The sequence below is a fragment of the Pseudomonas sp. NY15463 genome, assembly GCF_048068415.1.
GTDB lineage: Bacteria > Pseudomonadota > Gammaproteobacteria > Pseudomonadales > Pseudomonadaceae > Aquipseudomonas > Aquipseudomonas mosselii_C.
In genome coordinates this window covers 89,663-109,419 of the sequence record NZ_JBLUQD010000011.1, presented here as the reverse complement: position 1 = coordinate 109,419, position 19,757 = coordinate 89,663, and the positions used below count along the sequence as shown (strand labels likewise).

Here is a 19,757-nt window from a genome sequence, read left to right as displayed (position 1 = left end):
GGAGGCGCCGCCATGAACCAACCCCGTCAGCTGGACAACGTGCTGTTCACGCTGGTGCGTAACGAACAGATCGCCGCCTTCAACCGCGAGAAAGCCCAGTACGCCGCCATCGACTTTCGTGGCGGTGACTTCCGCGGCCTGGATCTGCGTGAACTGGACACCCGCGGCATCGACTTCACCGATGCTTACTTCCGTGCCGCCGACCTGCGGGGCCTGGACCTGCGGGACAATGGTCTGGAAGGCGCCAGCCTTGCCCATGCGCAGATCTCCGGTACGTATTTCCCGGCCGAACTGTCTGCCGACGAGATTCTGATGTCGGTGAAATACGGCACCCGCCTGCGATATCGCACAATTCGTTAAGCGCAGTGCTGGGCCAGGTCGCCTCATGGCGAGCTGGCCCAGCGTGCCGCTATCCCATCGGCCCCCGGCGAAAGGCCGCATAATCGCCAAGCCCCGCTACACTCCTTTCTGACCTGCTCGCGATTTATCCACAAGACCCGTTCAGCCATCGCAAGGAGGCTCGATGAACGATGAATTGCAGCACCTGAAAAACCTTGGCAAGACCTCCGCGCAATGGCTGCACGCCGTCGGCATCCACAGTGCGTCGGACCTTCGTCGCCTGGGCGCGGTGGGGGCCTATCAGGCCGTGAGAACGCGAGGATTCCGGGCTTCCAAAGTGCTGCTGTATGCCATCGAAGGGGCCTTGCTGGATATGCACTGGAACGATCTGCCAGAAGAACGCAAGCAAGCACTGAACCAGCAACTCGACGCTAAAAGCCCCGCGCCACGCGCCGAAAAATAAATTCGGAAAAGGCATTGACGATTAAATGAGAATCGTTATGATTATCACAACTGGTCGCGAGACTGGTTGGATAAGCTGAAAGCCCCTGGTTCGGGCCTCAGATTATCTCCTCATCAGGCTAATCACGGTTATTGACCCGCCCATTGGGCGGGTCTTTTTTTGCCCGCGATTCAACGCCCCTTGCGCAGCTGCGCGCAATAATCCTGTTCAGGCAGCGCTGCGGTGTACCAGACAAAGTCGGCCATGCCCGGCTCGACTTCTGCGCCAATCTCCGCCAGCAACACCACCACGGTATCGCCCTCGGCCCCCAGATCAGCCAGGTGCAGCGGCACGCCCAGGTCCTTGCGTGCGTGGTAGCTGCCGGTGAACAGCAACGCCGGCTGTGGTGCGGCCAGCAGGCGCTCGGCAATACGCCGATCACGCTGCTGCTGGACCGCGAGCATGGCCGACACCTGGCTTTCCGGCAATAGGTTGCAGTGCCCCGTGCGCACCTGCTCGCGCAGCGCCTCAAGCACTCTGGGTTGGTTGGAGCGCTCGCCCACCGGACGCTGCGGATAGCGATAGGCCTCGCGGATCTCGCCAGGTGAGAGGTTGGCGGCAAGCAACGGATAAGGCTGCTGCATGGCATGCCGTACGATAGCCCCATACAGCGCCCAGTCCCAGCCCGCGTCCCAATCCAACGCCTTGGGCAGATCCGGCGGCAATGGCGTATTGGCCTGTAGCGTATCGACCAACGGCTGCTGCTCAGGCTCCAGCATCTCCAACAGCAAGCTGCCCTGCGCTCGACGACTCTCCAGCGCACGCAACAACCACAGCTGCAAGGCATGCTGATCGGGATTGTCGTGCTTCTCGCCAACCAGCACCCGCGGCGCACCAGCCAGGCGCTGTATCAGCTGCGCCGGACTAAGCAACTCACCACTGGCTAGGTCGCGGATCTGCCCCAAGCGCGAATCGTCGCGCCCTTCGCTGCTCTGCCAGACCGGCAGCGGCGCCAGTTGAGCTTGGCAAGCGCTCAAGGCCAGCGCCAGGCAGATCGACACACCAGACAACAGCGGATAGCGCATTGCGGCAAGCTCCTAGCGGGTGATGATCAGCGGATGGCCGCGCTCCGGGTGCGGCTGCACCAAGACGTCAATGCCGAACACAGCCTTCAGCGCGGTCGGGGTGAGCACCCGCTGCGGGGTATCCAGCGCGTGGCAACGACCCTGCTCGAGCAGCAGGATATGGTCACAGTAACGCGCCGCCAGGTTCAGGTCATGCAGGATCACCAGCACCGCTGCGCCACGCTCGGCAAAACGACGCACCGCCTGCAACGTAGTGTGCTGGTGCAGCGGGTCGAGCGCCGAAGTGGGTTCGTCGAGCAGCAGCGTGGTCCCGGGCTCGCCGGGCCATAACTGCGCCAGCACCCGCGCCAGATGCACGCGCTGACGCTCGCCGCCTGACAACGCCAGGTAGCTGCGTTCGGCCAGGTGCGAAGCGTCTGCCGCCGCCAGCGCGGCGCTGACGATCTCGCGGTCACGGGCCTGGCCGCTGGCGTGGGGCAGACGCCCCATGCCGACCACTTCCTCGACGCTGAAGGAAAATCCAAGCGTGGAAACCTGCGGCAGCACCGCCAGGCGCTGGGCCCGCGCCTGGCCGGGCCAGTCGCCCAACGCGCGGCCATCCAGACGCACCTCGCCCGAGGTAGGCGTCAGCTCGCCACACAGCGCACCGAGTAAGCTGCTCTTGCCAGCGCCATTGGGCCCCAGCACGCCGAGCACCTGCCCCGGTTGCAGTTGCAGGTGGATACCGTGCAACACCTCGGTGGTGCCCCGGGTGAGCGAAAGGCTTTCGACATCGAGCATCAGCTACGCCCTCGCACCAGCAAAAACAGAAAGAACGGCGCGCCGATGAACGCCGTGACGATACCGATCGGCAGCTCCGCCGGCGCCAGCGCCAAGCGGGCGATCAGATCGGCGAACAGCAGCAGCGTCCCCCCGGCCAGCAACGAGGCCGGCAACAGCACGCGATGATCGGGCCCAGCCACCAACCGTACCAGATGCGGGACCACCAGGCCGATGAAGCCGATCAGCCCCGCCGCCGCCACCGCCGCACCAACGCCAAGTGCGGTGCAGAACACCAGTTCGCGCTTGAGCCCCTCGACATCGACGCCCAGATGACGCGCCTCCGACTCGCCCAGCAGCAAGGCATTGAGCGCCTGCGCACGGCGCGGCAGCCACAGGGTCACGGCGACGGACACCAGTAATAGGGGCCACAACCGCTGGTAGCTGGCACCATTGAGGCTGCCGAGGTTCCAGAACGTCAGGGTGCGCAGGGTGGCGTCGTCGGCCAGGTAGCTGAACAACCCCACCGCCGAGCCGCCCAGTGCAGTCATGGCGATACCGGCCAGTAACATGGTGGCGACGTTGGTCTGGCCATCACGCCGGCCCAGGCGATACACCAGAGCGGTCACGCCCAAACCACCGACGAAAGCGCACAGTGACAACAGGTAAGGCGCGAACCACGCCGGCATACCACCCAGCCAGCTACCGCCGACGATCGCCAGCGCCGCCCCAAGTGCAGCGCCACTGGCCACCCCCACCAGACCGGGGTCTGCCAGCGGGTTGCGGAACAGCCCCTGCATGGCCACGCCCGACAGCGCCAGTACCGCCCCCACCGCCAGGCCAAGCAAGGTGCGCGGCAGGCGGATCTGGCCAAGGATCATCTCGGCCTGTTCGAGCCCCTTGGCATCGAGCGGTACACCGATCAGGCGCACGCCGGCACGCAGCGTGTCGAACAACGGCAGGCTGACTGGCCCCAGCGCCAACGACAGCCATACGGCCAGCAAGCACAGCAGGACCAGGCAGGTGAACAGCGTACGCGGCTGAACCCGCGGCTTCATGGGTTCAGCAGAGCCTTGGCGCCAGGGTAGAAGCTGGCCGCCAGGACATGCAGGGCAGCCGGCAGACGAGGACCCAGGCCACCGACCAGCAAGGTTGGGTCAAGCGCTATCAGGCGTTTTTCACGCACCGCGCGGCTGCTGGCCAGCGCCGGGTTTTCCTTGATCAGTGCCTGTAACGCCTGCTCACCACTCAGGGCGCGGTCGGAGAACACCACCACGTCCGGGTCCAGGGCGGCCAGGGCTTCTACCGAGAAATTCTTGTAGCCCTGGTGGTCGGCCAGGTTGCGCCCGCCCGCTTGGCGCAGCACCCAGTCACCCGAGCTGCCCTGCCCTGCGATCAGCGGCTTGGCGCCCGCATGGCCGACCAGCAGTAGCACCCCCGGCGCCTTCTGCCCGGCCTGGGCTTGCTTGATCTGCGCGTGCAGCGCATCCAGCTGGCGGCGATAGTCAGCCGCCAGTTCGCCCGCCTTCTGCTCACTGCCCAGCAGCGTCCCTAGGTGCTTGAGGTTGTCGTCCACCGCGCTCAGCTCGGCCTTGCTGGAGAACAGCTCGACCCGCACCCCGGCGTTGCGGATCTGCGCCAGCACCGGCGGCGGACCCATTTCTTCAGTACCTACCAGTACATCCGGGCGCAGGCTGAGAATGCCCTCGGCCGAAAGTTGGCGCTGGTAGCCAATGCTCGGCAATGCCTTGAGCGATTCGGGATGCTGACTGGTCGTGTCGACGCCAACCAGGCGTTGCTCACCGCCCAATGCGCTGATCCACTCGCTCAACGCGCCGCCGGCGCTGACCCAGCGTTGCGGCAGCTCGGTAGCCAACGTGTGGGAGGACAGCAACAGACCGGCGCACAAGACAATCAGGGCAGAGGGGCGGCGCATCATCGAATTCCTTTGCAGAAGGCGGGCTGCACGCCTTGTGGCGGGCAACGTAACTGCGCACCATGGACAGCCTGGCGCAGCGAATGCGGGCAATTTGATAATTGTTCGCATTGAAGCGTCAAGCCACACACTATTAAGAAGCCTTTAATGCACTACCTCTGCCCCAGCGCCGCCCTCGCCGAAGGTCAAAGCCGCGCATTCGCCGTCGCCGACTTGTCACTGTTCGGCGTGCGCCACAACGGCTCGGTATACCTCTATCGCAACCGCTGTCCGCACCGTGGCATCGCCCTGAACTGGAACGCCGAAGGTGTGCTCGACGCCAGCGGCAAGTTGATCCAATGCGCCCACCATGGTGCGCAATTCATCATTGCCAGCGGCGAATGCGTCACCGGCCCCTGCACCGGCGAATGGCTGGAGGCCCTGGACTGCCGCGAAGACAGCCAAGGCATCTGGCTCATGCTGTAAGCAGCACCGGCAGGCGGCGGTCGATGACGATACCGGTGGCATCCAGGCGAGCGCCGTAGGCCAATACCTCGACCCCCTGCGCCACCGCCTCGCGCAACGCTTGCGCATAGGCGGGATCGATCTCATCCGCCGGTCGCACCGCCTCGATGCCGGTCAGGTTCACGCAGTACAACTGCACCGCACGAATGCCCTGTCGAGCCAGCGCCGCCAGTTCACGCAAATGCTTGGCACCGCGCTGGGTGACCGCATCTGGAAACGCCGCCACAGCGGTGTCGGGATAACCGAGGGTGACGCTCTTGACCTCGACATACGCTGGGCCGTCCTCGAACGTCAGGTAGAAGTCGATGCGACTGCGCTCCTCGCCATAGGCCACTTCACGCCGTAGCGCCGTGAACCCGGCAAGCTCGGTGATCACCCCAGCGCGCAAGGCCTCCTCCACCAACGCATTGGCCCGCCCGGTGTTGACGCAGGCCAGGCGCCCCTGCGGCGTCTCGCTGATTTCCCAGGTGCCGGGCAGCTTGCGCTTGGGGTCGGTGGAGCGACTGAACCACACCTGCCCGCCCTCACGCATGCAGTTGAGCATGGAGCCGGTGTTAGGGCAGTGGATGGTCAGTTGCTCACCGTTGGCCAGCTCGATGTCGGCGAGAAAGCGCTTGTAGCGGCGCAGCAGCCGCGCGTGTTCCAGTGCTGGAAAGAACTCCATCAGCCTTGCCAGCTGCGCAGGCCACGGGCGATGCGCTGCACCGCCTCTTCCAGGCGCGGCAGGCTCTGGGTGTAGGAAAACCGAACGTGGTGACCGGCTTGATGGCGCCCGAAATCCAGCCCCGGGGTAAACGCCACATGTTCGGTTTCCAGGAAGTGCCGGCAGAACGCGAAGGCATCGTCGCCGAACGCGCTGATATCGGCATACAGATAAAAGGCTCCCTGAGGCTCGACGGCGATGCCGAAGCCCAACTCACGCAAAGCTGGCAGCAGGTAGTCCCGACGCAGGCCGAACTCGGCGCGGCGCGCTTCGAGAATCGCCAAGGTGTCGGGCTGGAAGCACGCCAACGCCGCGTGCTGGGCCATGCTCGGGGCACTGATGTAGAGGTTCTGCGCCAGCTTCTCCAAATCGCCGACTGCCGAAGGTGGCGCGACCAGCCATCCCAGACGCCAACCGGTCATCCCGAAATACTTGGAAAAACTATTGAGGACGAACGCCTGGTCATCCACTTCCAGCACGCTGGGTGCGTCCATACCGTAGGTCAGGCCGTGGTAGATCTCGTCCACCACCAGATGGCCATGCCGCTCACGGGTGGCCTGGGACAAACTGGCCAGCTGCTCGCGGTCGAGCACCGTCCCGGTGGGATTGGCCGGCGAGGCCACCAGGGCGCCGACGGTGTCCTTGTCCCAGTGGCGCTGTACCAGATCGGCGGTGAGCTGGTAGTTGACTTCCGGTCCGACCGGCACCAACTGCGCACCGCCTTCGACCAGGCGCAGGAAATGGCGGTTGCACGGATACCCCGGGTCAGCCAGCAGCCAGTGTTTACCCGGATCGACCAACAGGCTGCTGGCCAGCAGCAGGGCGCCTGAGCCACCGGGGGTGATCAGTACCCGCTCGGGGTCCAGGTCTACGCCATAGCGCTGACCATAGAAGCCCGCGATGGCTTCGCGCAACGCCGGCAGGCCACGGGCTGCGGTGTAGCGCGTGTGTCCGGCAGCCAACGCAGCCTGGCCTGCGGCGACGATGGGCGCAGCGGTGGTGAAATCCGGCTCGCCGATCTCGAGATGGATCACATCATGGCCTGCAGCCTGCAATTCATTGGCACGCGCCAGCAGTGCCATGACGTGAAAGGGTTCGATAGCGCGACTGCGCGCGCTGTGTGGCTGAGCCATGGGCCTTCTCTCATTTGGGTCTAGACTGGTGATTCTACCCGTGCGCACCTGCGAACGTGCGGCTCACGCCGCTGTCAATAGCAGGCATAGCGCGGGGTAGCGCACCCCGGATCTATCTGGTAAGTTCGGCGGCTCGCAGTCGCAGGGCCGGCGGGTGCCGGAGATGGAAGCAAGCCTGCGCATTGGATCAGATGAGTGAGAGGCGGTCTATTCATGTCCACCGTAGAAAAGCAAAAAGCCCAGACCATGTACGGTGTCGAACCCTACGTAGAGACCAAGGGTGAAGAGTACATGGGCGAGCCCATGAAAAAGCACTTCATCAAACTGCTCAGCGCCTGGAAAGGCGAGCTGATGGTCAGTGTGGATCGCACCGTAGACCACATGAAGGACGAAGCCGCCAACTTCCCAGACCCGGCCGACCGTGCCAGCCAGGAAGAAGAGTTCGCCCTTGAGCTGCGCAACCGCGATCGCGAGCGCAAGCTGATTAAGAAAATCGACAAGACCCTCGACAAGATCAAGGAAAAGGACAGCGACTACGGCTGGTGCGACTCCTGCGGCGTCGAGATCGGCCTGCGCCGTCTCGAGGCACGCCCGACCGCCGATCTGTGCTTCGACTGCAAGGAAATCGCGGAGAAAAAGGAAAAGACCGTCGGCAAAGGCTGACCCTTTCCTCATCCGAACGGGGCGCATCATGCGCCCCGTTTTCATTTATATAGCTGTGCAGCCCATGACCGACTCCCGCTACATCGGACGCTTCGCCCCCACCCCCAGTGGCTTCCTGCATTTCGGCTCGCTGGTCGCCGCCCTCGCCTCTTGGCTCGACGCACGCGCCGTGGGTGGCCGCTGGCTGCTGCGCCTGGAAGACACCGACCCACCCCGCGAGATGCCCGGCGCACGCGACGCCATCCTGCAAACCCTGGAGCGCTATGGCCTGGAATGGGACGGCGAAGTGGTGTGCCAGAGTCAGCGGCACGACGCGTATGCGGCGGTGGTCGATCACTTGTTCAACCTGGGGCTGGCCTACGCCTGTACCTGCTCGCGCAAGCAGCTGGAAGGGCATGCCGGGATCTACCCAGGCCTGTGCCGCAACGCAGGGCACCCACGGGAAGGGGCAGCGATCCGCCTGCGGGTCCCCGAGCTGATCTACCGCTTCGAAGACCGGGTACAGGGCCATTTCGAGCAACACCTGGGCCGCGAAATCGGTGATTTCATCATCCAGCGGCGCGACGGGCTGTACGCCTACCAACTGGCAGTGGTGCTGGACGATGCCTGGCAAGGCGTGACCGATATCGTGCGCGGCGCCGACCTGCTGGACAACACCCCACGCCAGCTCTATCTGCAAGAGCTGCTGGGTTTCTCGCAGCCGCGCTACCTGCATATTCCGCTGATCACCCAGCCGGACGGGCACAAACTGGGCAAGTCCTACCGCTCGCCGCCGCTCGAGGCGGATCAGGCCACGCCGCTGTTGCTGCGGGCACTGCGAGCCCTCGGCCAGACGACCGAGGCGCAGCTGCAAAGCGCCAGCCCCGCCGAAGTACTGGCGGTGGCGCGCCAGCGCTGGCAGCCTGAGCGTATTGCCCGGCAACTGACAGTGCCCGAGGCGGATTTGCACTGAGGCCGCAGCGGCCGGTTCGCCGGCCTGCACGCACACGTCACCGCCAAACAATCAAAAGCCCAAACATTTCAAACCCTTGGCCAAGCGTAGCGATTCCCGCTAACCTCGCCTGCGCCAATTGCGCCAATAATAACGCCAAGCCCGCAGCGCCTAACCATCGAGGCCAACATGTATATCTATCGCTTGGTCCTGCTTCTGGTCGTGGGGATCTACCTGTTCTCCCCGGCCATCATGGACTGGTGGATCGAGCCGACCGGAGCCTGGTATCGCCCCTACCTGCTCTGGCTGATCCTGATCGTCGTCACCTTCATCCTGCAGAGCCAACGAGATGCCGATGAGCTTTAGCCTGACCCAGATGATCCTGATCAGCGCCGCCTACCTGCTGGTGCTGTTCAGCGTGGCCTGGATCAGCGAACGCGGACTGATCCCGCGCGCAGTCATCCGCCACCCCCTGACCTACACCTTGTCGCTGGGCGTTTATGCCAGTGCCTGGGCCTTTTATGGCTCGGTGGGCTTGGCTTACCAGTACGGCTATGGCTTCCTCGCCTGCTACCTGGGCGTGTCGGGCGCCTTCCTGCTGGCGCCGGTGCTGCTCTACCCGATCCTCAAGATCACCCGGACCTACCAGCTCTCCTCGCTGGCCGATCTGCTCGCGTTTCGCTTCCGCAGCACCTGGGCGGGCGCGCTGACCACCATTTTCATGCTGATCGGCGTGCTCCCGCTGCTGGCGCTGCAAATCCAGGCGGTGGCTGACTCCATCAGCATCCTGACCGGCGAGCCGGTCAAGGCACGGGTGGCATTCGCGTTTTGCGTGCTGATCGTGCTGTTCACGATTTTCTTCGGCTCGCGGCATATCGCCACCCGGGAAAAACACGAAGGACTGGTGTTCGCCATCGCCTTCGAGTCGGTGATCAAGCTGCTGGCACTCGGCGGGATCGGCCTGTACGCGTTGTATGGGGTATTCGGCGGCCCCCACGAGCTGGAAGTGTGGCTGCTACAGAACCAGACTGCCCTCGCCGCCCTGCACACACCGCTGCAGGAAGGCCCGTGGCGCACGCTGCTGCTGGTGTTCTTCGCCTCGGCGATCGTCATGCCGCACATGTACCACATGGCCTTCACCGAAAACCTCAGCCCGCGCTCGCTGGTCAGCGCCAGCTGGGGCCTGCCACTGTTCCTGCTGCTGATGAGCCTGGCCGTGCCGCTGGTGCTGTGGGCCGGACTACGCCTGGGCGCAAGCACCAATCCCGAATACTTCACCCTGGGACTGGGGATTGCCGCCAACAACGAAGCCCTGGCGCTACTGGCCTACGTCGGCGGGCTGTCGGCAGCCAGTGGCCTGATCATCGTCACCACCCTCGCGCTCTCGGGCATGGCCCTGAACCATCTGGTGCTGCCGCTCTACCAGCCCCCAGCCGAAGGCAACATCTATCGTTGGCTGAAATGGACCCGCCGCGCATTAATCGTGGCGATCATCACCGCCGGTTTCGTCTTCTACCTGACCCAGAACAATCACCAGAGCCTGGCCAACATGGGCATCGTCGCGTTCGTCGCGACCCTGCAGTTCCTGCCCGGCGTGCTTTCGGTGCTGTACTGGCCGACCGCTAACCGACGCGGCTTCATCGCCGGGCTGCTGGCCGGCATGCTGGTCTGGATGCTGACCATGCTCCTGCCGCTGCTGGGCAACCTGCAGGGCTTCTACATCCCCATGTTGGATGTGATCTACGTCCTCGACGATACCAGTTGGCACATGGCTGCTATCGGCTCGCTGGCAGTCAACGTGCTGTTGTTCACGCTGATCTCGCTGTTCACCAACGCCAGCAGCGAAGAGGCCAGTGCCGCCGAGGCCTGCGCGGTGGACAACGTGCGTCGCCCGCAGCGCCGTGAGCTGCATGCCGCTTCCCCGCAAGAGTTCGCCACACAACTGGCCAAACCGCTGGGCGCCAAGGCGGCGCAGAAAGAGGTCGAGCAGGCGCTGCGTGACCTCTACCTGCCCTTCGACGAGCGTCGTCCCTATGCCCTGCGCCGTCTGCGCGATCGCATCGAGGCCAATCTGTCCGGCCTGATGGGCCCAAGCGTCGCCCAGGACATGGTCGAAACCTTCCTGCCATACAAGTCCGGTAACGAAAACTACGTTACCGAGGACATCCACTTCATCGAAAGCCGCCTTGAGGACTACCACTCGCGCCTGACCGGCCTTGCCGCCGAACTCGACGCGTTGCGCCGCTACCACCGCCAGACCTTGCAGGAACTGCCCATGGGCGTGTGCTCGCTGGCCAAGGACCAAGAGATCCTGATGTGGAACAAAGCGATGGAAGAACTGACCGGCATCGCCGCCAAGCATGTGGTCGGCTCGCGCCTGGTGACCATCGCCGACCCGTGGCGCGGCCTGCTGCAAGGTTTCATCAACCTGCCCGACGAGCACCTGCACAAGCAACGCCTGGCCCTCGACGGCCAGCCGCGCTGGCTGAACCTGCACAAGGCCGCCATCGACGAGCCGCTGGCACCCGGTAACAGCGGCCTGGTGCTGCTGGTGGAGGACCTCACCGAAACCCAGGCACTGGAAGACAAGCTGGTGCACTCCGAACGCCTGGCCAGCATTGGTCGCCTGGCAGCCGGCGTGGCCCACGAGATCGGCAACCCGATCACCGGCATCGCGTGCCTGGCCCAGAATCTGCGCGAAGAGCGCGAGGACGACGGCGAGATCATCGAGCTGTCCAGCCAGATCCTGGAACAGACCAAGCGGGTATCACGCATCGTTCAGTCCCTGATGAGCTTCGCGCATGCCGGCGGCAGCCAGCAGAACAGCGAAGAACCGGTGTGCCTGGCCGAAGTGGCGCAGGACGCGATTGGCCTGCTGGCGTTGAACCGGCGCAATTTCGAAGTGCAGTTCTTCAACCTGTGCAACCCGGACCACTGGGTCGAGGGCGATCCCCAACGCCTGGCCCAGGTCCTCATCAACCTGCTGTCCAACGCCCGCGACGCCTCGCCCGCAGGCAGCGCCGTGCGCGTGCGCACTGAAAGCAGCGAGCACACCATCGACCTGATCGTCGAAGACGAAGGCAGTGGTATCCCGAAGAACATCATGGACCGCCTGTTCGAGCCCTTCTTCACCACCAAGGACCCAGGCGAAGGCACCGGACTGGGGCTCGCTCTGGTCTATTCCATCGTGGAAGAGCATTATGGGCAAATCACCATCGACAGCCCGGCCGATATCCAGCGCCAGCGTGGTACCCGGATCCGCGTGACCCTGCCCCGGCATGTCGTAGCGACGTCCCCTGAAATTCGAGACCGTCGAGAGAATTGAATCAATGCCGCACATTCTGATCGTCGAAGACGAAACCATCATCCGTTCGGCCTTGCGCCGCTTGCTCGAACGCAACCAGTACCAGGTCAGCGAAGCCGGCTCGGTGCAGGAAGCCCAGGAACGCTTCAGCATTGCCACCTTCGACCTGATCGTCAGCGACCTGCGTCTGCCTGGCGCACCGGGCACCGAGCTGATCAAGCTCGGCATGGGCACGCCGGTGCTGATCATGACCAGCTATGCCAGCCTGCGCTCGGCCGTGGACTCAATGAAAATGGGCGCGGTGGACTACATCGCCAAGCCCTTCGACCACGACGAGATGCTTCAGGCGGTGGCGCGCATCCTGCGTGATCGGCAAAACGCCCCGGCCCCAGGATCGGCCCCTGAAGCCCGCGCCAGCAATGGCAAGGCCGCTGCTGAAAAACCCGCACCGGCCGCCGCCAACGGCGAGATCGGCATCATTGGCTCGTGCGCACCGATGCAGGAGCTGTACGTCAAGATCCGCAAGGTTGCGCCCACCGACTCCAACGTACTCATCCAGGGCGAGTCGGGCACCGGTAAAGAGCTGGTGGCCCGGGCCCTGCACAACCTGTCGCGGCGGGCCAAGGCACCGATGATTTCGGTGAACTGCGCGGCGATTCCAGAAACCTTGATCGAGTCCGAACTGTTCGGCCACGAAAAAGGCGCATTCACTGGCGCCAGCGCCGGGCGTGCCGGTTTGGTCGAAGCCGCCGACGGTGGCACGCTGTTCCTTGACGAAATCGGCGAGCTGCCACTCGAAGCGCAGGCCCGCCTGCTGCGCGTGTTGCAGGAAGGCGAGATTCGCCGGGTCGGCTCGGTGCAGTCGCAAAAGGTCGATGTGCGTCTGATCGCCGCGACCCACCGCGACCTGAAGAACCTCGCCAAGGCCGGCCAGTTCCGCGAAGACCTGTATTACCGCCTGCATGTGATCGCCCTCAAGTTGCCGGCCCTGCGCGAACGTGGCAGCGACGTGTTGGAGATCGCCAGCGCCTTCCTGGCTCGCCAGAGCGCGCGCATTGGCCGTGACGACCTGCACTTCTCGCACGACGCCGAACAGGCCATCCGTCACTACAGTTGGCCAGGTAACGTGCGCGAGCTGGAGAACGCCGTGGAGCGCGCGGTGATCCTCAGCGAGAGCGCGGAGATTTCCGCCGACCTGCTGGGCATCGACATCGAGCTGGCGGACCTCGAGGACGACGACGGCCTGGACAACCTGCCCCCGTTGGCCGCAGGCGGCGCCAACAATGCCAGCCATGAGCCCACCGAGGACCTGTCGCTGGAGGACTACTTCCAGCACTTCGTACTCGAACACCAAGATCACATGACCGAGACGGAACTGGCCCGCAAGCTGGGTGTAAGCCGCAAATGCCTGTGGGAGCGCCGCCAGCGCCTGGGCATTCCACGTCGCAAGAGCAACGCCACCAGCGACAACTGACACAACGCCACGTCCCTCGCGCGGGGCAAGTCGCATCGGTACGCCGACGCGCCTTGCCCCGCGCTGCGTTTGGGCGCCGGTAACACAAGCCAGCGCCCGCAAAAATCTGTTACCTCTGCCCTGCGGCGTAACAGCGCACGAGGCGTACGGTAACGAAATTTCTACATTTGCCCGGCACCGACAGCCGTCAAAATCGCCAGAGCCCCCGGTTTCATTGGACTTTCAAAAGTTGGCACGGCACCTGCTATATGTTTGGCACAAGAACAATAACAAGCACTGCAACTCAGAATAAGAACAAGACGAAACGGCTCACGCACAATAAGAACAAGATGGCGGAGGCGCAGCTAACTGATTGTTTTGGAGAGGAGTTGTGTTTGGGGCTTGCCCCACGATCAGGCAGAGAACAACAAAAACTGCACTTAAAAGCAGCACCTGAACTGATTGGACCGTAAGGTCAGCATTATCTCGGCGACCAAAGCAATCCGTTTGCTCTTAACCCCCGGTTTGGGGGTCGTTCACAAGCTTCGAGATTTGTGAACAGGGCACTCAACAAAAACAAGAAGCCCAGCAAAAAAATAATAAGAGCACACAACGACTTGATGGGGAGCTTAGGCTCCCCATGTCGTTTCTCCCTCTCTGCGATGCCCCTTGGCACACCGCCTACACCATTCCCCCAGTAAATGCTAGAATCCCCGCCCATCATGCGGCCATTCTCATACCCTTGGCCGAACATTCCTTCAAACAGTGCATCCCATGCTGAAGAAGCTGTTCCAGTCTTTCCGCCCGCCCGTCCGGGGCCAACACCACAGGCGCACCACGCCTGAAGTGATCAACAAGAGCCAGCACTCGCTGCAACGCAGCCAGTTCAGCCGCCATGCCGTGAGCATCGTCGAGCGCTTGCAGTCGGCCGGTTACGAGGCCTACCTGGTTGGCGGTTGCGTACGCGACCTGCTGCTGGGCATCACGCCCAAGGACTTCGATGTCGCCACCAGCGCTACGCCAGAGCAGGTGCGCGCCGAATTCCGCAATGCCCGCATCATCGGCCGGCGCTTCAAGCTGGTCCACGTGCATTTCGGTCGCGAGATCATCGAGGTCGCGACCTTCCGCGCGCCGCACTCGGACGAGGACCAGGCCGACAGCCACCGCTCCTCGCACAATGCCAGCGGCCGCATTCTGCGTGACAACGTCTACGGCACCCTGGAAGAAGACGCGCAGCGCCGCGACTTCACCATCAACGCGCTGTATTACGACCCGGTCAGCGAGCGCATCCTCGATTACGCCAATGGCATCCACGACGTTCGCAACCGCCTGCTGCGCCTGATCGGCGACCCGACGCACCGCTACCAGGAAGACCCGGTGCGCATGCTGCGAGCCGTGCGTTTCGCCGCCAAGCTGGACTTCGGCATCGAGAAGCACACCGTAGCACCGATCCGCGACTTGGCGCGCATGCTGCGGGATATCCCGCCAGCCCGCCTGTTCGAAGAGAGCCTCAAGCTGTTCCTCAACGGCCAGGGCGCGATCACCTTCGAGATGCTGGTCGACCTGAACCTGTTCGAGCCCCTTTTCCCAGCCAGCAGCCATGCCCTGGAAGAGCGCCCGACCTACACCCATACCCTGATCAGCCAGGCGCTGGCCAACACCGACCTGCGCGTCAAGCAGGGCAAGCCGGTGACCCCGGCGTTCCTGTTCGCCGCCCTGCTGTGGCCGGCCCTGCCAAGCCGCGTGCTGTACTTGCAGAGCCAAGGCGTGCCGCCGATTCCAGCCATGAACGGCGCGGCTCACGACCTGATCGCCGAGCAGTGCCAGCGTATCGCGATTCCCAAGCGCTTCACCCTGCCGATCCGCGAGATCTGGGACATGCAGGAGCGCCTGCCACGGCGCAGCGGCAAGCGCGCCGACATGCTGCTGGACAACCCACGCTTTCGCGCCGGCTACGACTTCCTGCTGCTGCGTGAAAGCGCCGGCGAGCAGACCGATGCGCTGGGCCAGTGGTGGACCGACTACCAGGATGCCAACGACAGCGAACGCCGCGAGATGATCCGCGAGCTGGGCAGCCGTGACGAGGCCGCCGCCCCAGGCACCGGTCCACGCAAGCGCAAGCGCAGTGGCAGTAAACGCAAGCGTGACGACGAGCAGGCCTGGGATTGAACACCACCCGAGCCTTCATCGGCCTGGGCAGCAACCTCGATGCGCCGGCCGAACAGTTGCGCAGCGCCCTGCAGGCCCTCGACCTGATCGAAGGCAGCCGCCTGGTGGCGGCCTCGGCGCTGTACACCAGCGACTCGCTGTTGCCGGGCCAGCCGCGTTACACCAACGCGGTGGCCGCGATCGACACCGCGCTCGCGCCACTGGCCCTGTTGGACGCCCTGCAAGCCATCGAAAACGACCAGGGCCGTGTGCGCGCAGAGCGCTGGGGCCCGCGTACGCTGGACCTCGACGTGCTGTTGTTCGGTGACCAGGTCATCGACCTGCCGCGCCTGAAAGTGCCGCACTACCACATGCATGCCCGCCCGTTCGTGCTCTACCCGCTTGCCGAGCTGGTCCCGGAAAGCTTCCGCCTTGCCGATGGCCGCAGTCTCGCGCAAATGCTTCAAGACTGCCCGTTCGTCGGCCTGGAACGCCTGTAATTCGGGCGTTTCAGACAGCGGTAACGCCAGTAACACCCCTGCCGTAACAATGCGGTAACAGGGTCATTGACTTCCCCCACCTCGCTCACGACTATAAGCGTCCCGCGGCACCAACCCGCCGCTATCACCCATTTAGGCCCGGACGGACCTGTGCCCGAACATCACAACGATGATGTGCCGCTCCGATTGATGAATACACGCGTTGTACGCAGTCGTCTTTCACAGCGCCTGAACGAGGATGCCCCTACATGCCTGAAGTAACCCTGACCACCCTCAATGGCCTGAAGGCCAAGGGTGAAAAAATCACCATGCTGACCTGCTATGACGCCACCTTCGCCAAGGCCGCCAGCGCAGCCGGCGTCGAAGTGTTGCTGGTGGGCGACTCGCTGGGCATGGTCCTGCAAGGCCATGACAGCACCCTGCCGGTCGACAACGACGACATGGCCTACCACACCGCCTGCGTCAAACGTGGTAACACAGGTGCACTGATCCTCGCCGACCTGCCGTTCATGGCCCACGCCACCCCCGAACACGCCTTCGCCAACGCCGCCCAACTGATGCGCGCAGGCGCGCACATGGTCAAGATCGAGGGTGCAGCGTGGTTGGCCGACACTATTGGACGGCTAGCCGAGCGTGGTGTACCGGTTTGTGCGCATATGGGCCTCACGCCACAGACCGTGAATGTGCTTGGCGGCTACAAGGTCCAAGGTCGCCAGGAAGCCCAGGCGCGGCAGATGCGCGCCGACGCCATCGCCCTGGAGCAGGCCGGCGCAGCGATGCTGCTGCTCGAATGCGTGCCCAGCGAGCTGGCCGCCGAAATCACCCAGGCGGTAGGCATTCCGGTCATCGGTATCGGCGCAGGCAGCGCGACCGATGGCCAGGTGCTGGTGCTGCACGACATGCTCGGGCTGTCGCTCAGTGGCCACGTGCCGAAATTCGTGAAGAACTTCATGCACGGCCAACCCGATATCCAGAGTGCCCTGGCGGCCTACGTACAGGCTGTGAAGGACGTCAGTTTCCCCGCCAGCGAACATGGGTTCAGCGCATGAATACCGTCAAGACCGTCCGTGAACTGCGCGCTGCCGTGGCGCGCGCCCGAGGCGAGGGCAAGCGCATCGGCTTCGTGCCGACCATGGGCAACCTGCACAGCGGGCATGCCGCCCTGGTGACCAAGGCCGCCCAACGTGCCGACTTCGTGGTGGCGAGCATCTTCGTCAACCCGCTGCAATTCGGTGCCGGCGAAGACCTCGACAAGTACCCACGCACCCTCGCCGCCGACCAGGAAACACTGCTCCAGGCCGGCTGCCACCTGCTGTTCGCCCCCAGCGTCGAAGAAATGTACCCCGACGGCATGGCCGTACAGACCCGGGTCAGCGTGCCACAGTTGTCCGAAGGCCTGTGCGGCGCCAGCCGCCCAGGGCACTTCGAGGGTGTAGCGACCGTGGTCAGCAAGCTGTTCAACATGGTCCAGCCCGACCTGGCGGTGTTCGGCGAGAAAGACTTCCAGCAACTGGCGGTGATCCGCGCGATGGTGCGCGACCTGAACATGCCGATCCAGATCATCGGCGAGCCGACCGTGCGTGCCGAAGACGGCCTGGCGCTGTCGTCGCGCAATGGTTACCTAAGCGCAGAACAGCGTGCTGCCGCGCCTGCACTGTACCGCGTACTGGGCAGCATCGCCGAAGCGATCCGCCATGGCCGACGCGACTTCGACGCGCTGCTTGCCGAGGGCCAGGCGCATCTGGAGGCCGCAGGGTTTCGCAAGGACTACCTGGAAGTGCGCCATGCCCTGACCCTGCGCCCGGCGCAACTCGATGACCGTGACCTGGTGGTGATCGCGGCCGCGTACCTGGGTAACACGCGCCTGATCGACAACCTGTACCTGCACCTGGCAGCCCCGACCGCCTGAGGTACACCGTGTAGGCGCGGCCGCGTGCCGCGCCTACACTGATCGCGCCAGCTGGCAGGAAAATTTCATCCGCCGCCTCACCCTGGCCATTCCCGCCTTGCGACCAATGCCTATAATGAGCAGCTTGCAACTGGCAAAGGTTGCCAGTGTCATAGCCTGACCATGCACCAAGGAAACCATCCGCAATGGCGTATTACCGTACACCCCACGATGTGACGGCGCTGCCTGCCTGGCAGGCGCTTCAGCAACACCGCGACGCCATGCAGGGCTTCAGCATGCGCGAAGCCTTCGCCGCCGACAGCAAGCGCTTCGAACAATTTTCCCTGAGCTGCTGCGGGCTGTTCCTCGACTACTCGAAGAACCTCATCGACGAAAAAGCCCGCGAGCTGCTGGTCAACCTGGCCACTGAAGTCGAACTGGGCGACGCCATCAAGTCGATGTTCAGCGGCGAGATCATCAACGCCTCCGAAGGCCGCCCAGTGCTGCACACCGCCCTGCGCCGCCCGGTCGGCGACAAGCTGAGCGTCAACGGCGTCAACGTGATGCCCGACGTGCACAAGGTACTCAACCAGATCACCGAACTGGTCGGGCGCATCCACGATGGCCTGTGGCGCGGCTACAGCGAAAAGCCAATCACCGACGTGGTGAACATCGGCATCGGTGGCTCGTTCCTGGGCCCCGAGCTGGTTTCCGAGGCCCTGCTGCCCTATGCCCAGCGCGGCGTACGCTGCCACTACCTGGCCAATATCGACGGCAGTGAATTCCATGAGCTGTCGGCCAACTTGCGCGCCGAAACCACCCTGTTCATCGTCTCGTCGAAGTCGTTCAACACCCTCGAGACCCTGAAGAACGCCATGGCCGCGCGTACCTGGTATCTGGCCCAGGGCGGTTCGGAAGCCGAGTTGTATCGCCACTTCATTGCCGTGTCGAGCAACAAGGCCGCAGCGGTGGCCTTCGGCATCCGCGAAGAGAACATCTTCCCGATGTGGGACTGGGTGGGGGGGCGCTACTCGCTGTGGTCGGCCATCGGCCTGCCAATCGCCCTGGCCATCGGCACCGCCAACTTCAAGGAGCTGCTGTCCGGCGCCTATACCATGGACCAGCACTTCCAGACCGCGCCGTTCGACAAGAACATGCCGGTACTGCTGGCCCTGCTGGGGGTGTGGTACGGCAACTTCTGGGGTGCCCAAGCTCATGCGATCCTGCCCTACGACCACTACCTGCGCAATATCACCAAGCACTTGCAGCAACTGGACATGGAGTCCAACGGCAAGAGCGTGCTGCAAGATGGCAGCCCGGTCAAAACCGACACCGGGCCGGTGATCTGGGGCGGCGTCGGCTGCAACGGCCAGCATGCCTACCATCAGCTGCTGCACCAAGGCACGCAGTTGATCCCGGCCGACTTCATCGTACCGGTGGTCAGCTTCAACCCGGTGGCCGACCATCACCAGTGGCTGTACGCCAACTGCCTGTCGCAAAGCCAGGCGCTTATGCTCGGAAAGACCCGTGAGGAAGCCGAAGCCGAGCTGCGCGCCAAGGGCCTGAACGAAGCCGATATCGCCAAGCTCGCACCGCACAAGGTCATTCCGGGCAACCGCCCGAGCAACACCCTGGTGGTCGAGCGCATCAGCCCACGTCGTCTGGGCGCGCTGGTGGCGATGTATGAACACAAGGTATTCGTGCAGAGCGTGATCTGGGGTATCAACGCATTCGACCAATGGGGCGTGGAACTGGGCAAGGAGTTGGGCAAGGGGGTCTACCAGCGCCTGGTCGGCAGCCTGGAAGACAGCGCCGAAGATGGCTCGACCCAGGGCCTGATCAACTACTTCCGCGGGCGTCACCGCGGCTGATATCGAGCTGATGCACCGCCGCCCTCACGGACCTGCAAATAAATCGCTGATTTGCACTGGCCTGTGGGAGCGGCTTCAGCCGCGAACACCGGCAAAGC

19 protein-coding genes are annotated in these 19,757 nt (G+C 63.9%); 13 read left to right on the top strand and 6 right to left on the bottom strand.

Annotation, left to right across the window (positions count from 1 at the left end):
• The first annotated feature begins 12 nt into the window (after positions 1 to 12).
• On the top strand, positions 13 to 360 hold the full coding sequence (locus ACNFIC_RS23365; protein ID WP_138221440.1) for a pentapeptide repeat-containing protein: 348 nt from the start codon (positions 13 to 15) through the stop codon (positions 358 to 360).
• A gap of 163 nt (positions 361 to 523) precedes the next feature.
• Positions 524 to 802, top strand: a complete 279-nt coding sequence (locus ACNFIC_RS23360) for a TfoX/Sxy family protein (protein ID WP_138221441.1) — start codon at positions 524 to 526, stop codon at positions 800 to 802.
• Between the two features lie 170 nt (positions 803 to 972).
• On the opposite strand, the gene ACNFIC_RS23355 is transcribed toward ACNFIC_RS23360, so the two are convergent.
• From ACNFIC_RS23355 to ACNFIC_RS23340, 4 genes are read right to left on the bottom strand one after another with little or no spacing between them, the layout of a single operon-like run.
• Entirely contained in the window at positions 973 to 1,866 is an 894-nt protein-coding gene (locus ACNFIC_RS23355) for a ChaN family lipoprotein (protein WP_416782209.1), read from the bottom strand.
• A 12-nt stretch (positions 1,867 to 1,878) separates the two neighbouring features.
• Positions 1,879 to 2,646: a heme ABC transporter ATP-binding protein gene (locus tag ACNFIC_RS23350; protein ID WP_138221443.1), complete on the bottom strand. Its 768-nt coding sequence runs from the start codon at positions 2,644 to 2,646 to the stop codon at positions 1,879 to 1,881.
• A complete protein-coding gene (locus ACNFIC_RS23345) occupies positions 2,646 to 3,629 on the bottom strand; it encodes a FecCD family ABC transporter permease (protein ID WP_416782218.1) in 984 nt (327 codons plus the stop codon). The genes ACNFIC_RS23350 and ACNFIC_RS23345 overlap by 1 nt, the downstream gene beginning before the upstream one ends.
• 50 nt (positions 3,630 to 3,679) lie before the next feature.
• Entirely contained in the window at positions 3,680 to 4,564 is an 885-nt protein-coding gene (locus ACNFIC_RS23340) for a heme/hemin ABC transporter substrate-binding protein (protein ID WP_138221445.1), read from the bottom strand.
• A gap of 144 nt (positions 4,565 to 4,708) precedes the next feature.
• Between ACNFIC_RS23340 and ACNFIC_RS23335 the strand changes: the two genes are divergently transcribed.
• Positions 4,709 to 5,026 (top strand): Rieske (2Fe-2S) protein, encoded by a 318-nt coding sequence (locus ACNFIC_RS23335; protein ID WP_416782206.1) that lies wholly within the window; start codon positions 4,709 to 4,711, stop codon positions 5,024 to 5,026.
• Here the strand turns inward: ACNFIC_RS23335 and sfsA are convergent.
• Both sfsA and ACNFIC_RS23325 read right to left on the bottom strand, forming a co-directional pair.
• Positions 5,016 to 5,729 (bottom strand): DNA/RNA nuclease SfsA, encoded by a 714-nt coding sequence (gene sfsA, locus ACNFIC_RS23330; protein ID WP_138221447.1) that lies wholly within the window; start codon positions 5,727 to 5,729, stop codon positions 5,016 to 5,018. The two genes, ACNFIC_RS23335 and sfsA, sit on opposite strands and share 11 nt — an antisense overlap.
• Entirely contained in the window at positions 5,729 to 6,901 is a 1,173-nt protein-coding gene (locus ACNFIC_RS23325) for a pyridoxal phosphate-dependent aminotransferase (protein WP_138221448.1), read from the bottom strand. The genes sfsA and ACNFIC_RS23325 overlap by 1 nt, the downstream gene beginning before the upstream one ends.
• Positions 6,902 to 7,114: 213 nt before the next feature.
• Here ACNFIC_RS23325 and dksA point away from each other — a divergent pair, with 213 nt between their 5' ends.
• The 10 genes from dksA to pgi all read left to right on the top strand — a co-directional run bounded on the left by dksA (position 7,115) and on the right by pgi (position 19,659).
• The gene (gene dksA, locus ACNFIC_RS23320; RefSeq protein WP_138221449.1) at positions 7,115 to 7,564 is read left to right on the top strand and encodes an RNA polymerase-binding protein DksA; all 450 of its coding nucleotides are present in this window, start codon (positions 7,115 to 7,117) and stop codon (positions 7,562 to 7,564) included.
• 64 nt (positions 7,565 to 7,628) lie between these two features.
• Entirely contained in the window at positions 7,629 to 8,516 is an 888-nt protein-coding gene (gluQRS, locus tag ACNFIC_RS23315) for a tRNA glutamyl-Q(34) synthetase GluQRS (RefSeq protein ID WP_416782203.1), read from the top strand.
• 168 nt (positions 8,517 to 8,684) lie between these two features.
• Positions 8,685 to 8,861: a hypothetical protein gene (locus ACNFIC_RS23310; RefSeq protein WP_003250005.1), complete on the top strand. Its 177-nt coding sequence runs from the start codon at positions 8,685 to 8,687 to the stop codon at positions 8,859 to 8,861.
• Positions 8,845 to 11,820: a sensor histidine kinase gene (locus ACNFIC_RS23305; RefSeq protein ID WP_171031006.1), complete on the top strand. Its 2,976-nt coding sequence runs from the start codon at positions 8,845 to 8,847 to the stop codon at positions 11,818 to 11,820. Before ACNFIC_RS23310 ends, ACNFIC_RS23305 begins: the two co-directional genes overlap by 17 nt.
• Positions 11,821 to 11,824: 4 nt before the next feature.
• The gene (locus ACNFIC_RS23300) at positions 11,825 to 13,273 is read left to right on the top strand and encodes a sigma-54-dependent transcriptional regulator (RefSeq protein WP_138221452.1); all 1,449 of its coding nucleotides are present in this window, start codon (positions 11,825 to 11,827) and stop codon (positions 13,271 to 13,273) included.
• A gap of 753 nt (positions 13,274 to 14,026) precedes the next feature.
• Entirely contained in the window at positions 14,027 to 15,421 is a 1,395-nt protein-coding gene (locus ACNFIC_RS23295) for a polynucleotide adenylyltransferase PcnB (RefSeq protein ID WP_138221453.1), read from the top strand.
• Positions 15,418 to 15,900, top strand: coding sequence for a 2-amino-4-hydroxy-6-hydroxymethyldihydropteridine diphosphokinase (gene folK, locus ACNFIC_RS23290; protein WP_138221454.1), 483 nt, complete (start codon positions 15,418 to 15,420; stop codon positions 15,898 to 15,900). Before ACNFIC_RS23295 ends, folK begins: the two co-directional genes overlap by 4 nt.
• Before the next feature lie 248 nt (positions 15,901 to 16,148).
• Entirely contained in the window at positions 16,149 to 16,949 is an 801-nt protein-coding gene (gene panB / locus ACNFIC_RS23285; protein WP_138221455.1) for a 3-methyl-2-oxobutanoate hydroxymethyltransferase, read from the top strand.
• Positions 16,946 to 17,809 (top strand): pantoate--beta-alanine ligase, encoded by an 864-nt coding sequence (gene panC / locus ACNFIC_RS23280; protein WP_138221456.1) that lies wholly within the window; start codon positions 16,946 to 16,948, stop codon positions 17,807 to 17,809. Before panB ends, panC begins: the two co-directional genes overlap by 4 nt.
• 185 nt (positions 17,810 to 17,994) lie before the next feature.
• Complete coding sequence (gene pgi, locus ACNFIC_RS23275; protein ID WP_138221457.1) at positions 17,995 to 19,659, top strand: glucose-6-phosphate isomerase; 1,665 nt, start codon at positions 17,995 to 17,997, stop codon at positions 19,657 to 19,659.
• The last annotated feature ends 98 nt before the right edge of the window (positions 19,660 to 19,757 follow it).

Bases quoted from the DNA above. Each gene is read 5' to 3' on its own strand.
- ACNFIC_RS23365 (WP_138221440.1), top strand. From the start codon at position 13: ATGAACCAACCCCGTCAGCTGGACAACGTGCTGTTCACGCTGGTGCGT.
- ACNFIC_RS23360 (WP_138221441.1), top strand. From the start codon at position 524: ATGAACGATGAATTGCAGCACCTGAAAAACCTTGGCAAGACCTCCGCG.
- ACNFIC_RS23355 (WP_416782209.1), bottom strand. From the start codon at position 1,866: ATGCGCTATCCGCTGTTGTCTGGTGTGTCGATCTGCCTGGCGCTGGCC.
- ACNFIC_RS23350 (WP_138221443.1), bottom strand. From the start codon at position 2,646: ATGCTCGATGTCGAAAGCCTTTCGCTCACCCGGGGCACCACCGAGGTG.
- ACNFIC_RS23340 (WP_138221445.1), bottom strand. From the start codon at position 4,564: ATGATGCGCCGCCCCTCTGCCCTGATTGTCTTGTGCGCCGGTCTGTTG.
- ACNFIC_RS23335 (WP_416782206.1), top strand. From the start codon at position 4,709: ATGCACTACCTCTGCCCCAGCGCCGCCCTCGCCGAAGGTCAAAGCCGC.
- sfsA (WP_138221447.1), bottom strand. From the start codon at position 5,729: ATGGAGTTCTTTCCAGCACTGGAACACGCGCGGCTGCTGCGCCGCTAC.
- ACNFIC_RS23325 (WP_138221448.1), bottom strand. From the start codon at position 6,901: ATGGCTCAGCCACACAGCGCGCGCAGTCGCGCTATCGAACCCTTTCAC.
- dksA (WP_138221449.1), top strand. From the start codon at position 7,115: ATGTCCACCGTAGAAAAGCAAAAAGCCCAGACCATGTACGGTGTCGAA.
- gluQRS (WP_416782203.1), top strand. From the start codon at position 7,629: ATGACCGACTCCCGCTACATCGGACGCTTCGCCCCCACCCCCAGTGGC.
- ACNFIC_RS23310 (WP_003250005.1), top strand. From the start codon at position 8,685: ATGTATATCTATCGCTTGGTCCTGCTTCTGGTCGTGGGGATCTACCTG.
- ACNFIC_RS23305 (WP_171031006.1), top strand. From the start codon at position 8,845: ATGCCGATGAGCTTTAGCCTGACCCAGATGATCCTGATCAGCGCCGCC.
- ACNFIC_RS23300 (WP_138221452.1), top strand. From the start codon at position 11,825: ATGCCGCACATTCTGATCGTCGAAGACGAAACCATCATCCGTTCGGCC.
- ACNFIC_RS23295 (WP_138221453.1), top strand. From the start codon at position 14,027: ATGCTGAAGAAGCTGTTCCAGTCTTTCCGCCCGCCCGTCCGGGGCCAA.
- panB (WP_138221455.1), top strand. From the start codon at position 16,149: ATGCCTGAAGTAACCCTGACCACCCTCAATGGCCTGAAGGCCAAGGGT.
- panC (WP_138221456.1), top strand. From the start codon at position 16,946: ATGAATACCGTCAAGACCGTCCGTGAACTGCGCGCTGCCGTGGCGCGC.
- pgi (WP_138221457.1), top strand. From the start codon at position 17,995: ATGGCGTATTACCGTACACCCCACGATGTGACGGCGCTGCCTGCCTGG.